This is a genomic window from Marinobacter flavimaris (genome assembly GCF_002933295.1).
Classification (GTDB): Bacteria; Pseudomonadota; Gammaproteobacteria; order Pseudomonadales; family Oleiphilaceae; genus Marinobacter; species Marinobacter flavimaris.
Genome location: NZ_PSSW01000001.1, coordinates 734,204 through 747,614 on the forward strand (window position 1 = coordinate 734,204; position 13,411 = coordinate 747,614).

The window sequence follows — 13,411 nt, forward strand, 5'->3', positions numbered from 1 at the left end:
GGGGCGCCTTGGTTTATGTGAGATTTATTTCATTCCGCCCAGGCACAGGTATTTAAGCTCCATGTACTCGTCCAGACCGTAGTGGGAGCCTTCCCGGCCAAGGCCGCTTTCCTTTACCCCGCCAAAGGGAGCCACTTCTGTAGAGATAATGCCTTCGTTGACGCCAATCATTCCTGATTCCAGTTCTTCCGCTACGCGCCATACCCGATGGATATCCCGGCTATAGAAATAGGCCGATAAGCCGAACTCTGAATCATTTGCCATAGCGATTGCCTCGTCGTCGGTTTCAAACTTAAACAACGGCGCAACCGGCCCGAAGGTCTCCTCTCGGGCGATCAGCATTTCCTGAGTAGCGTGAGTGAGAATTGTTGGTTCAAAGAAGGTTCCGCCTAGGGAGTGAGCTCGGCCACCCAAGGCAACCTTTGCACCTTTTGATGTAGCGTCTTCAATGTGCCGCTTCACCTTCGTGAGCGCCGCATCGTTGATAAGGGGGCCCTGCTGGGTTTCGCCTTCGAGGCCGGGACCAACCACCATTTTGCTGACAGCAGCCTTCAGCTTTTCGGTAAAGGCGTCGTACACGCCTGCTTGAACGTAGACTCTGTTTGCGCAGACGCAGGTCTGGCCGGTATTGCGGTACTTGGAGGCCATAAGGCCGGCAACAGCTGCATCTAGATCCGCGTCATCGAAAACAATGAAGGGTGCATTACCTCCGAGTTCCAAACTGACCTTTTTGACGGTATCGCTCGCTTGTCGCATCAGAAGCTTCCCGACCGGCGTAGATCCGGTAAACGAAACTTTCCGCACGATGGGATTGCCCGTCAGCTCATTACCGACAGAGACAGCGTTGGGTTTGGAGCAGGTGATGATGTTGATTAGACCTGCCGGTACGCCGGCTTCCTCTGCCAGTGCGGTGATGGCCAATGCGGAGAGAGGTGTATCTTCGGCGGGTTTGACCACGACCGGGCAGCCTGCTGCGAGCGCCGGAGCAACTTTACGAGTAATCATTGCTATCGGAAAGTTCCAAGGGGTGATAGCCGCAACTACGCCAACCGGTTGTTTGATCACAACGATGCGTTTGTCCTTTCCATGGCCTGGTATGACATCACCGTAGGCTCTCTTGGCCTCTTCGGCGAACCATTCGATAAAGCTGGCACCGTAGCCAACTTCACCGCGCGATTCGGCCAATGGCTTTCCCTGCTCAGCGGTCATCAGACGAGCAAGATCCTCCTGGTTGGCCATGAGTAGATTGAACCATTTGCGCAGAATGTTAGCGCGCTCTTTGGCGGGAGTAGAACGCCATGCTGGCCAGGCGGCTGACGCGGCCTCAATCGCTGCACGAGCGTCGGTGTCATCCATGTCTGGCACCGTTGCCAACTGCTCACCGCTGGCCGGATCGGTCACGGCAAACGTCTTTCCCGACTTCGCCGTTATCCATTGGCCGTTGATATACGCCTGTTCGCGCAGAAGTTCGCGATTCTTCAATTCAAGAGACATGAGTAACCTCAATCAAATAAGAGCATGGCCAAATTAGAAAGCGGCCTTGTAGATTGCCAGAGCGTCAGTTTCAGACACTTCCCGGGGGTTGTTTACAAGCAGTCGAGTTTGCTTCATGGAATCCGAAGCCAGGGTGGCCAGATCGGCCTCACCAATTCCGACTTCACGCAGGGTTTGTTCAAGCCCCAGATCAGCACTCAGGGCTTCAAGACGGTCGATGAATTGATTGGCCCTCTTAGCGGCAGGTGTGCCTGCCAGGTCTGGGAAAACATCGGTAGCCAGAATTGAATAGGCTTCACCGCAGATCTCCGTGTTAAACCGCATGACATGAGGCAGCACCAATGCGTTGGAAAGACCATGGGGTACATGGAAAATTCCGCCGATTGGGTAGGCAAGAGCATGCACTGCCGCTACGGGTGAGTTAGCAAAAGCCTGACCTGCTAGCATGGCTCCGAGCAGCATGTCAGAGCGAGCTTTGACATTACTGCCATCCTTTACGGCTGTCTCAATATTAGCGCCGAGCAATCGCAGCGCTTCGCGAGCCAGGGCCTTTGAAACCGGATTGTTATTTGCGGAAGCTGACGTATAGCTTTCAATAGCATGAACCATGGCATCAATGCCGGTAGCCGCGGTCACGTGAGCTGGCAGCCCGAGAGTCAACTCGGCATCGAGCAAGGCGATGTCGGGAAGCAGCTGAGGCGCAACAACGCCTTTTTTCTCGGTTTCACCAACAGTAATGATCGATATCGGTGTGACCTCTGAGCCCGTTCCTGCTGTCGTTGGAATCTGGATCAGAGGTAAACGTTTGCCTTTGGCTTGTCCAACACCGTAAACGTCGTCTAACTTTTCCTCTCCGCCAATAAGAAGTGCAATCAACTTGGCAACATCCATGGATGAACCGCCACCAAATCCGATAACACCATCCACTCCGGCTTCTCGTGCGTCGGCTAACGCGGCTTCTACGACTGACACAGGCGGATCGGCAACGACGCCATCGAATAACTCGTACTTAACGCCTGCCTCGTTGAGGGAATTTGTAGCCACGTCAAGCAATCCAGCCTTGACGAGCCCGGGATCTGTAACGAGCAGTACCTTTTTACCCATGTGCTCTTTCACGATTTGCCCAAGACGATGGGTTACGCCGGGTTCGCAAATAACGCTTTTGGTTGTGTTAAACGTAAATGCAGTCATTTGTACCTCCTAGGTCAGCGACGCAATCGGTTCGACGCTGCCACGTTCGATCTGAAAGGCTTTGTCGACTAGATCTGCGGAATGAGATTGGTCTGATTCAGACAGCAAGACTGTCAGGCCTTCATCTTTAAGTGTGCTCAAAACACTGGCGAGTCGTCTGGAAAGTGCGGGTGCCACTCCCTCGAATGGTTCGTCCAGTAGCAGCAAGTTGGTTCCAGTCATCATTGCTCGGGCCAGAGCAACGAGCTTTTGCTGACCGCCAGATAACTGCAGTGCACGGCGATCAGAGAAAGACTCTACCTCGGGCATCATTTCGTAGATCCAGGCAAGTCTGGCTTCTGCGTTACCGAGTTGGCAGGCCCATGCTGGTGCCATGATGTTTTCTTCGACCGTCAGATCAGGTACGAGACGACGATCCTCTGGCATATAGCCAATGGACATACCTGCGCGCTCATAAGAACCCTGATTGGTCATGTCCTCGCCATTGATCAGTACCTGGCCCGCTTTCGGCTTGATGAGGCCCATAATTGATCGGAGTGAGGTCGTCTTTCCGGCGCCGTTGCGCCCAATCAGCCCGACCATGGAACCCTTGCTGACGGAAAAGCTGACGTCACGGAGAATAGTGGTACCTGCAATCTCCGTAGTGACATTTTTAAGTTCTAACATGGGCAGACTCCTTGCTGGTGCTGGCCTCGTTTTCGCTAAGATCGAGGTGATGCCCAACCACCAATTCCTGGACTTTGGCGTCAGACAAAACGGTTTGGGTCGGACCATCCGCGAGGACCCGGCCATCGTAAAACGCGAGAACTCGGTCGGCGTAACGCAGAACGACTTCCATATCGTGCTCGACGAACATTGTTGCAGCATCACTTTTCCGGACAGCCGCCATGACGGTATCCATCAGTAAGAATTTATCCTCGATGGCAACTCCTGAGGTTGGCTCATCCAGCAGCATCAGCCCGGGCTCAGCGAGCATTGCCATTGCAATGTCCAACAGCTTGCGAACTCCCTGGGGCAGAGTAGATACAACCTCCTCCGCGTACTGCTCGATTTCATATTCGCGGAGTACAGCATGGGCTTTTTCGACTTTTTCCTTGGATCTGAGAGGCTTCAGAAAGCTCAATTTGCGGTCGACGGAGAAACCGAACGCAATCAGCATATTCTCCAAAACCGTCAGTTCCTGGAATAGTTGAGGCACCTGAAAGGAGCGACCAACGCCCGCCAACGAGACGTCCCTGGGAGACTTCCCTATGATGGATTTACCACGCACGAGAATGTCGCCACTGGACGGCTGGATATAGCCCGTTACCATATTGATAAAGGTGGTTTTGCCAGCCCCGTTGGAGCCGATAACTCCAACTACCTCGCCTGTATTCAGTTCAACATTGATGTCAGTGGCGGCAGTGACTGCACCAAATGTTCGTTCCAGATTGACCGTTTTCAACAAAGCGCTCATGACGTTTTCCTCGCTTTCTTGTTTTGGAATCGTTCAACCAGGGACCACAGACCGGACGGCATGAACAGAATGATTGCCAGCAGTGCAAAACCCAGAATCATTTGCCAGGTGTAGGGCGAAACGGCGAACGCATAAGTGCGCAGAGCTTCGAATAGAACGGCTGCAACGATCGGGGCTGCAACATGAGCAGTCCCGCCCATTAGGGCTATAAATACAAACTCGCCAGAAGTGGTCCAATACGCCATTTCTGGATCAACGTGACCGCTTACCAGAGCGGTGATAGTGCCACCAATAGCCGCCAGGCCCGCCGCGATTATGTACTTTACGTACACCACACGGAACACAGACCCGCCCAGATACTCCAACCGAATTTCATTTTCTCGAACAGCCTCACCTGCGTAACCTGATAGAGATTTCAGATACCGCCATGCGACAGCTCCGAGAACGATTACAAGGAATACTGCGACAATCAGAACCAGGTCTGATGAAGCTTCAGCACCCGGAGTCCAACCCAATAAGCTCGGATTGGCAACGTTAAAACCATCGGTAGATCCAAGGAACTGATTGCGCACCAGCAAGCCATAAAGAATCATCGAGAACGCCATCGAAAACATTGCGAAGAAGATCTCTCGATACCGACACAGTAGCAGGCCAATGATGGCTGCTATGGCAACGCTGACGGCGACGGAAGCAAGCATGATGACCAGAATGTCAGTGACTCCCACGAACTGGGTCAGCATGCCGGCAACGTAGGCGCCTACGCAGTAGTACAGGCCCTGGCCAAAGGAAACCAGGCCAGCCCGCATAAGAAGGACTAGACCGAGCACCACAAGGCCTTTGCCCATCGCGATGGTAAATAGGTAAGACATCCACTGCGGAAGCAGGAGGCCGCCAGCAATGACTACCAACCCGAAAACAAATAAGAGCGCTAGGGATCTCGTTTTCATTAGATTTTCCTCGCGTTGGCAACGGCAAACAGGCCTTGCGGACGAAATGCCAGCACAAGTCCCATGACCGCGTAGATAACGAACAGCTCAACATCGGGATAAAGGTGGACAGCTGCAGCTCGGGACATACCCACGATCAGAGCGCCGACAAGGGCGCCAGTGATGCTGCCAAGACCGCCAATAACTACCACGGCGAATGCAAGAACAATCACCTCAATACCCATCCCCGGTACAACAGACAGACCTGGAGCAGTCAGGGCTCCAGCGAGTGATCCGATACCGGCTCCAATCAGAAATGTAATGGTGAAGATTCGGGCAACGTTGATGCCGAGTGCGCTGGCTATCTCACGATCGTGAATGACTACTCGAAGCAGTTTTCCGTTGCGTGTGCGGTTCAGGCCATACCAGAGTGCGAGACCGATCAGTATGCTCACGCCGATAAGCATGAAATCGTAATTAGCGAAGGATAATCCAGCGAACTTGGTTCGACCCAGTAGGGTGTAGGGTTGGTAAGCAAAGTAGGGCTCAACACCCCATATTAGCTTGATGGCATCTTCCATGATGAGTAGGACGCCGTAAGTGACCAGAATCATGACGACCTCGTCCCGGCCATACATGAATCGCAGAAGGCCGCGCTCAACCAGGAGCCCCACGGAAATACCGGCGACAAGGGCGGCGGCGATTAGCGCGACGAAGCTGAACCAGGGAACAGAGCCGGTAGAAAAATACCAGCCAACCATGGCAGCACCAGAGTACGCGCCAAGGGCGTAAAAGCTACCATGAGACATATTGAGGATTCGCATGACCCCGTAAATTAGGGTCAGACCGGCGGAAATGATGAAGAGCCATGAGGCGTAGACCGAGCCATCCACCAGTATTGCAAGAAGTTGTTTCATTGTAAGACTCCCGATGCTTTGCACAGACCTTGCCTGCCGACCGGGCCATCTTCCGGTCGGGGAGGGGTGAAAGATCGTTGGAAAGTCTCACCGGGACCGGATGATCCCGATGAGCATGTTGCTGGGTCAGTGGGCTCAGTTACACTCGGCACCTGGCATGCCGGCTTTGATCCACTCTACAGTCTCTGCGCCTTCCGGCGGGTTGACGCAATCTGCCGGGTAGCGGGTAATGTCGGTAAAGGTGATTTCACCGTCCACACGTTTGAGGCGACCATAGACCATCTCTGTTGCAGCCTGATGGCCCTTACCGCGACTCATTTCAACCCGGCCGCCCGGGCCGTCAAATTCGAGACCTTCAAAGGCGGTGATTACCTCCTCGGTAGACGCACCAACACCAGCCTTATCTTGAGCCAGCTTTAGGCCAATTAGCGCATGAGCCATGTGGTAGGCAGGGAAAGTCGGCGGTGTGCCGAAACGCTCGGTGAATTCGGTCTGGAACCAAGTGTTCAGTTCACTTTCCGGAGCGAATGGACCGAAGGGACCACGGGCACCGATGATGGCACCGTCGGGCAGGTGTTCGCCAAGACTGTTGAGTGCAGTCTCGCCAGCAGTGAAGATTACCTGGTTGTCCGCCAGCAGACCACGAGCGGCTGCCTGGAGTACGAATGCGTCTGTGTCACCACCCCAGAAAGATGTGTGAATAACGTCTGCGGAGTTCACTTGCAGGGCAGAAATTTCGGCACCGTACTGGCCCGCGAACAATTTGGGGAACTGTTCCGTAGTGATTTCAATATCCCCGCCGCGAAGGACCTTTAAAGTCTCGGTAAAATCGCGCCAGCTGTCGTGACCCCAAGAGTAGTTCTGGTTTATGCCTGCGACAGATTCCAGGTTGGGAACGTTTTCGTGAACATAGCGGGCCGCCGCGATGTTGTCCATGCTGGCGGTAGAGTGGGTGCGGAAAACATACTCGTAATCAGCTTCCTCGAAGACCCGAGGCGTGCCACAGTCGAACAAAACGGTCAGCATCTTGAGTTCTTCAGCGACAGCCGGGATGGCAAGACAGTCGCCGGAAGAGATGTAACCTACGACCGCATCGACGCCGTCGCGCTCAACAAGATTTCGAAATTCTGAGGTTTGTTTTGTCGCACCGCCAGCCTCGTCAACGTAGACAGGCGTGATCATTCGACCGTCAATTCCCTTGCCTTCAATTGGGGCCGGCAGGGTGCCGTCATTTATAGCATCGATTACCAGGTCAGCAGCGTTCTTTGCAGGAATTCCGAAAGGCCCGGAAGCTGCGCCTGAGAGAAAGGTTACAAGGCCCAGTTTGTACTCTTCATTGGCGTAGACGTTGAGGCTCATGGCACCTGTCGTCATTGCACAGGCAACCGTCGCTGCAGTAAGCAGGGGACGTTTCATATCAGATCTCCAGACTGTTGTTCTTGTGTCATTTGGTTGGACAACCAGTGTTATTTTTTTCCGGTGTCCTGCCCGATGGCTTTTCAAGCCGGCCTGTGTCTAAATGCACGCCCTATGCCAGAAATTCTACATTCCTAACTAGCTGTTTTTTATAAATATATATTTTTGCGTAAGGTTTTCTTGAAGTCGATGAGCGAAATCCGCTCATGTCGGGTGAGCAAAGATGAGCGGTTTTCGCTCATTCTGTGACAGGGTGAACTTGCTCGAAATCAGACGGGTAATAGATTCGCCAATTACCGAGCATTACCTTCGCTGGAGGGTAGCGAGGGTCCTTTACAGTCTCTCCAATCGCCATTACTTGTCGGATTTGATGAGTCACTGGATCCATTGAGGATTGGAAACCCGGCGGATCCTCAGGCGTAGTCAGACTCAACTGCTCAAAAGCTCGCTCGATGCCTTCTAGATCCTTGTAATTCCCGCTTGCTTGGCTTGCTGCTTTGGCAATTGCGAGTATGCCGGTGAACGCGCCTTGCGCCCCGGAGGAGGGGTAGTAACCGGCTTGCCGGTGGAACTCCTGAACAAACCACCGATTGAAATCAGTTTCCGGCCAGTTGTTGTGATGGCGCGATGCTAGTAACAATCCCAGAGGCATGCGATCGCCTAAGTGAGCAAAAATCTCGTAATCGCCACCTTTTTCAAAGTTCGCGAAGCGGGAAACATCAAACAGCCGGGTGTCAGTAGCCTGGGTGACGAAAGCGACGAAATCCCCTCCCCACAGGCTATTCACGACCAAGTCTGGTTCTTGTCTGATCAGCTCATTAATGTAGTGGCTGTAGTCTGGCTCACTTAACCGAGGCCAGAGTGTGCCGGCAATCTCGTAATCCACGCCCAATTTATTCAGAGCCTCGCGAAAATCGGCCCACACCTGATAACCGTATTCGTAATCGGGACCCAGGTACGAGATTCGAAGCGGTTTTTTCTTCAAGTGGTCATCAAAGTAATCTCTGATAAAGAGCGCTCCCGCAGTCATCGATTGACGCGTGTCGTTCGTCACACGGAAATAGCGATCGTGGAAAAATTCATCGGTGAGCCTGGACGAGGCGTGGTCCGTACCGATGAAAAACGCATCTGCGGAAGCTGCGATTTCGGTGACTTGAATAGCAACCGATGAGTTGACAACGCCACAGAGAAATGTGGCTTGCTCTTCCTCGACGAATCGTTTTGCAATCGTAACGGCGGTTGACCGTTTGGATTTGGTGTCTCCAAGCAAAACCCTGAGGCGTGGTAGTGTCGGCAACCCCTGCTGTTCAATGTATTGAAGCGCGAGTCGTATGCCCACTACCGAATCTCGCCCCAAGACACCTGCTCGTCCGGACATGGGGTAAAGGCATCCAACGATAATATCCGCTGTATCCTCGCTTGCACCCAAAGACTCCAGCGCCTTCGAAGGCATTGGAAAAGTGACGAGGACCACCAGACAGATTCCAAACAGGATACCGATGAATCGGTTGTGGGAAATTGGGATCACAGCTCATCTCCGGTGAGCCCCAGCTTCTGCATCCTTCTTTTCAGTGCGTGTCTGGATATTCCGAGGGAGTTTGCGGCATCACCCTTCCGGCCGTTGGATTGAGCCAATGCGTCCAAAATGCATTGAGCTTCCCGTTTTGCAATTTCACTGGTCAATGATCCATTTTTTTCGTTGCGTTCAACATCATTATCCGCAATCGAAGTTTTTATTTGAGGAGCTGACTTCGTAATTTCGGGGGGAAGCTGATCGACATTGATGCTCTCACCAGCGTGCAAGATGGTCAGTCTCTCGATGGTATTGCGCAGTTCCCTAATGTTTCCCGGCCAATCGTAATTGCAGAGTGTGGTGAGGGTTTCGGAAGAAAGGTTGATCGGCCTGCAGCCTTCTTGCGCTGCAAGTTCTGTTGCGAAATTCGAAGCCAGCATGGGGATATCATCCCTACGCTCGGCAAGAGACGGAATGGTAAGTGGCATAACGTTTAGACGGTAGAAGAGGTCCTCCCGAAAAGCTCCTGTTTGAGCCTCGGTCTGTAGATCCCTGTTACTGGCCGCTATAACACGCAGATCAGCCTCTATTTCTTTCTGGCCGCCGACCGCGCGGAAGCGGTGGGTTTCAAGGAAGGTTAATAGCTTTGCCTGAAGAGGTAACGGCAGCTCACCAATCTCATCCAGGAATAAAGTCCCCCCGTTTGCTAACTCAACCAAGCCAGTTCGGCGCTTATCGGCGCCCGTGTATGCGCCTTTTTCTGCGCCAAAAAGTTCGGCCTCTAGCAGGTTTTCTGGTAGCGAAGCGCAATTTACAGATACGAACGGTGCGGCTCTGTCTTTTGTGGCGTGCAAAGCTTTCGCGATGAGGGTTTTCCCGCTGCCTGATGGCCCCTGGAGAAGTACCGTGCGCGCAGAGCTCTTACCGATGCGCTCGACTTGATCGAGTAGCTTGCGCATGGCCGAGGAGTGGCCAACAAGGCCGTGAACGTCCGCTTCCCGCTCTCTCCGATAGGCCACTTCCTCTGTAAGTTGGCGATGCTTGTGATTGCGCTGAATCAGAAGAATCAGTTCGTCCAGGTCAAACGGTTTGGTGATGTAGTCTTGTGCGCCTTTTTTGACTGCCTCGACAGCAGCACGAGTATCGCCATGGGCCGAAATCATGATCGTGATGGGCGGGGCCGGGAGTGCCTGGACCTGGTCGAGAACCTCAAAACCAGATTGGTCGGGCAATTTAAGATCGAGCAAGACCACGTCTGGTGTCCGTTTTTCAATCTCGGTGAGTCCGCTTTTTCCGTCATAGGCGGCGAAAACCGTCATTCCTTCTTCTTCGAGCGAAAACATCAGACTACTAACAAGGTTTTTCTCGTCATCGATGATAAGGACGGTAGGCGTTCGCATTAAACGGATCCCTGGTTTTCGTTGTTCAAATAGAGCGGTAGTTTCAAAGTTACTTTTAGGCCTTCGCCAGAAACGCTTTGGAAACGAAGGTTACCTTGATTAGCTTGCGCGAGCTGTCTGCAAATGGCCAGGCCGAGACCGGTGCCATTGGTTTTCGTTGTGAAGAAAGGCTCGGTTAGGTGGATCAGGTGGTCAGCGCTTACGCCGGGGCCGTTATCGCTGACAGAAACATAAACTGCTAAGCCTTGCTGTTTGGTTCGAATTGTAACCCGGCCCCCAATACCCTCCATTGCCTGAATGGCGTTCATCACCAGATTCATAACGATCTGTCGGACCTGGGAAGAGTCGGCCCATGCGTAAACAGATTCGTGCTCGACTTGTACCAACTCAATCCCATGGCGATGTGCCACTGCATCGGCGAGAATTTTCACTGTTTCAACAACGTCGATGATGTTGACCTTGCTTGCCTTGGCTTCTCTCGGGCGAGCGTAATCCAAGAGCAGTTGGACAACATCGTTTACTCGGTCGATCTCATGGTCAACTGATTCCATTAACTTTTGGCGTTTGGGATCCGACTCCTTCCGCGATAGGGCCTGAATTGTAGTCTTTATGGTTGCGAGAGGGTTTCTAATCTCGTGTGCAACGCCCGCGGAGAATTGCCCGAGTATGGCACGGCGTTCTACGTCAACCATGCTCTTTACCAGCCGCCGAAGACGAAGGCGCATACGTTCGAGGGCAAAGGCCAGATAGCCTATTTCCGCTGTACCCTCCGTGTGTAGCGGAGTATCAAAATCGCCTCCAGCAACTCTGTCAGCTCCTTCAATCAAAGGAGTGACCTGTTTTTCCAACCTTTTTGAAAGGTGACGTGACAACAAAATAACGGCCAAGGCCGCTCCAGAAGCCAAAAGGATTAACCCGAATCTGGCTGACTCCAAAGGGCCCAGCAGAGGGTCACCGAGCCATTGAAGGCGTATGTGCCAGCCCTCGATAAAATCGTTCGAGTTAATGTCCTTGGCGGAATAGGAAGGTTTTCCGGGTATATTTCCTACGGCGGTAATGGGTACGTTTTGAGGCGTTACGATAAGAGGGCTCTGCAAGCCCGTGAGGCTCAGATCTTTTACCTGATCGGTAAGGCTCGCAAGGCGCACAACCAAGCCAACCCAGGCTTCAGGGGCGGGATTAAGCCCTGTAGGGCTTAGTCTGAGAACAAACCAACCGGGCCTGCTATCAGTTGGTAGGGCCGGACCGATTATTTCTCCGTTGGCAAATGGAGTTAAAGGCAGTTCGTCCAACTCCACTTGCTGCAGCAGCGTTTGAGTTAGATACCACAAGGGCGCCTCGTATCGGGATGGCTTGACCACTACCCCATACAGATGGGGACTATCGAGAGCCTGGCGCAGCTGTGCCATGACCTCGGCATTAGGTTTCTCTTCGGCGTTTGCAGTGGTCAACCAATCGAAAACCTCAGGTACGTCGGCAAGAGCCTCAAGCTCATAGATTCGCTCCTGGAGGAAAGTTCTTAAGAGGTTCTCTGCGCCCGCAAGTCGAGCATTCGTCCGACTTTCTGTCACCTTTTCCAGCGCTTTCACATACTGTGTGTCGTACATGAACGCCAGGACAACAAGTGGGATCAGGGCAATTAAAAGTGCGCTGAATAGATATCGTCTCGCTAACCCATTCCGACGAAGGACCCTCAAGCGAGGTGGAGCAGAGGCATCATGTTTTATTATGCTTTTCATGCAGAGATCATATCGGGAGTTGCGCGGTCTTGGAATATTCCGCGGCGGTGCTTCGTTTTGATTCTGCGATAAGCGGCCTGGGAAGGTCTCTGAATGGACGGGCATAAAAAAAGCCACTGGGCGTTAGCCAAGTGACTCTTTTCAACAGGATTGGTAGGACCACCCAGATTCGAACTGGGGACCTCTACCATGTCAAGGTAGCGCTCTAACCAACTGAGCTATGGTCCTGTGTCCTGCAACGGGGACGAAATATACTGATTCAGCCGATGCTGGTCAACCACTTTTATGCGGTTTTCCGCTTGCGGAGTTTTTCCTTGATGGCTTTGCTCAGCACAGCCCAGCGGTTGACGATCAGGGCTGCAAAGATGAGGCCACAGCCGGCCAGTTGAATGCCGGTCATAGACTCGCCAAACCATCCTGCCGCGAACAGAGCAACCCACACCGGCTCAAGTACCAGAATCACCACGCCATGGCTGTTCGCAGACAGGCTCTGGGCGAACGTCTGAAGAAGGAAACGACCGGCCGTGCCAATCACGGCACTGGCCACCACCCACCAGACCAGCATTGGTGAGAGATTATTCAGGGTAGGCCGCCAGGGCTCCATAATCATGGATTCAACCAGGGTGAGCAGGCCGACCGTCAGCAGCGCAATGGCTGTGAGGGGCAGGGCGGGTACGCGGTGCTTTTCCACCGTTCTGCCGAGCCGGTTTATCACGGTTCTCTGGTTGGCTGCCCGGGTATTGAGATTGAAATACAGGGCGAAAATCGTCGCTGCCATGACAAAGAAAATCTGGCCCGCTTCGGGGCGAAATCCGTTCTCAAGGGAGAGCAGCGCGAGCCCGGCAACGGCAATGGGAATGGCCAACCATGTGCTCGGCGGTTGGGCTTCCTTGAACACCAGGCGTGCGATAATCGGCACTATTACGACACCCAGGCTGGTCAAAAAGGCGCCTTCACCCAGGCTCGTTATATGAACCAGTCCCATCACCCAGCAGGTCATGGCCGTGCCAAACACCAGCCCGACACCCACACTTCGGCGAAGCTGATCGACGCTCAGTTTCATCAGCGACCGACGGGCGAAAAAGGCGAGCACAGTCCCGGCGATCAAAAACCTGGCCGCCATGAACATGAGAGGCGGCATCAGCAGTACTGCTTCCTTGGAAAACATCCAGCTGATGGCTGCAAACAGGGTGACAACAACCAGTAGAAGATCGGATTTGTGAGTGTCAGACATCGGATATCGCTTGGCGGCAGTGGTTGAATCGAACGGCGAAAGCGAACCAATGTATAGTTTGCGAACTAAAAAGAAAAGATGGGTAAAACTACCGAGGTGAGAGGCGGCTCTTCCCTGAGCCCTTT

At 53.2% G+C, this 13,411-nt stretch carries 11 protein-coding genes and 1 tRNA gene; all 12 read right to left on the minus strand.

Annotation, left to right across the window (positions count from 1 at the left end; all coding sequences use genetic code 11):
* Positions 1-24 precede the first annotated feature (24 nt).
* Complete coding sequence (locus MDHKLMBL_RS03440) at positions 25-1,494, minus strand: NAD-dependent succinate-semialdehyde dehydrogenase (protein ID WP_104270105.1); 1,470 nt, start codon at positions 1,492-1,494, stop codon at positions 25-27.
* 33 nt (positions 1,495-1,527) lie between these two features.
* Complete coding sequence (locus MDHKLMBL_RS03445; protein WP_014577373.1) at positions 1,528-2,685, minus strand: iron-containing alcohol dehydrogenase; 1,158 nt, start codon at positions 2,683-2,685, stop codon at positions 1,528-1,530.
* A 9-nt stretch (positions 2,686-2,694) separates the two neighbouring features.
* Positions 2,695-3,351 carry an ATP-binding cassette domain-containing protein gene (locus tag MDHKLMBL_RS03450; RefSeq protein ID WP_104270106.1) on the minus strand — a complete coding sequence of 219 codons (657 nt, stop codon included), beginning with the start codon at positions 3,349-3,351 and terminating at the stop codon, positions 2,695-2,697.
* Positions 3,338-4,141 (minus strand): ABC transporter ATP-binding protein, encoded by an 804-nt coding sequence (locus MDHKLMBL_RS03455; RefSeq protein ID WP_104270107.1) that lies wholly within the window; start codon positions 4,139-4,141, stop codon positions 3,338-3,340. Before MDHKLMBL_RS03455 ends, MDHKLMBL_RS03450 begins: the two co-directional genes overlap by 14 nt.
* Positions 4,138-5,088 carry a branched-chain amino acid ABC transporter permease gene (locus MDHKLMBL_RS03460; RefSeq protein WP_104270108.1) on the minus strand — a complete coding sequence of 317 codons (951 nt, stop codon included), beginning with the start codon at positions 5,086-5,088 and terminating at the stop codon, positions 4,138-4,140. The genes MDHKLMBL_RS03455 and MDHKLMBL_RS03460 overlap by 4 nt, the downstream gene beginning before the upstream one ends.
* Positions 5,088-5,984 (minus strand): branched-chain amino acid ABC transporter permease, encoded by an 897-nt coding sequence (locus MDHKLMBL_RS03465; protein WP_014577369.1) that lies wholly within the window; start codon positions 5,982-5,984, stop codon positions 5,088-5,090. The genes MDHKLMBL_RS03460 and MDHKLMBL_RS03465 overlap by 1 nt, the downstream gene beginning before the upstream one ends.
* 135 nt (positions 5,985-6,119) lie before the next feature.
* A complete protein-coding gene (locus MDHKLMBL_RS03470; protein WP_104270109.1) occupies positions 6,120-7,400 on the minus strand; it encodes an ABC transporter substrate-binding protein in 1,281 nt (426 codons plus the stop codon).
* 238 nt (positions 7,401-7,638) lie between these two features.
* Positions 7,639-8,928, minus strand: coding sequence for an ABC transporter substrate-binding protein (locus MDHKLMBL_RS03475; RefSeq protein WP_104270110.1), 1,290 nt, complete (start codon positions 8,926-8,928; stop codon positions 7,639-7,641).
* Positions 8,925-10,313, minus strand: a complete 1,389-nt coding sequence (locus MDHKLMBL_RS03480) for a sigma-54-dependent transcriptional regulator (protein WP_104270111.1) — start codon at positions 10,311-10,313, stop codon at positions 8,925-8,927. Before MDHKLMBL_RS03480 ends, MDHKLMBL_RS03475 begins: the two co-directional genes overlap by 4 nt.
* A complete protein-coding gene (locus tag MDHKLMBL_RS03485; RefSeq protein ID WP_241956163.1) occupies positions 10,313-11,920 on the minus strand; it encodes a sensor histidine kinase in 1,608 nt (535 codons plus the stop codon). Before MDHKLMBL_RS03485 ends, MDHKLMBL_RS03480 begins: the two co-directional genes overlap by 1 nt.
* A 283-nt stretch (positions 11,921-12,203) precedes the next feature.
* A tRNA-Val gene (locus tag MDHKLMBL_RS03490) sits at positions 12,204-12,280 on the minus strand.
* A 55-nt stretch (positions 12,281-12,335) separates the two neighbouring features.
* Positions 12,336-13,286: a DMT family transporter gene (locus MDHKLMBL_RS03495; protein WP_092029751.1), complete on the minus strand. Its 951-nt coding sequence runs from the start codon at positions 13,284-13,286 to the stop codon at positions 12,336-12,338.
* Positions 13,287-13,411: the final 125 nt, after the last annotated feature.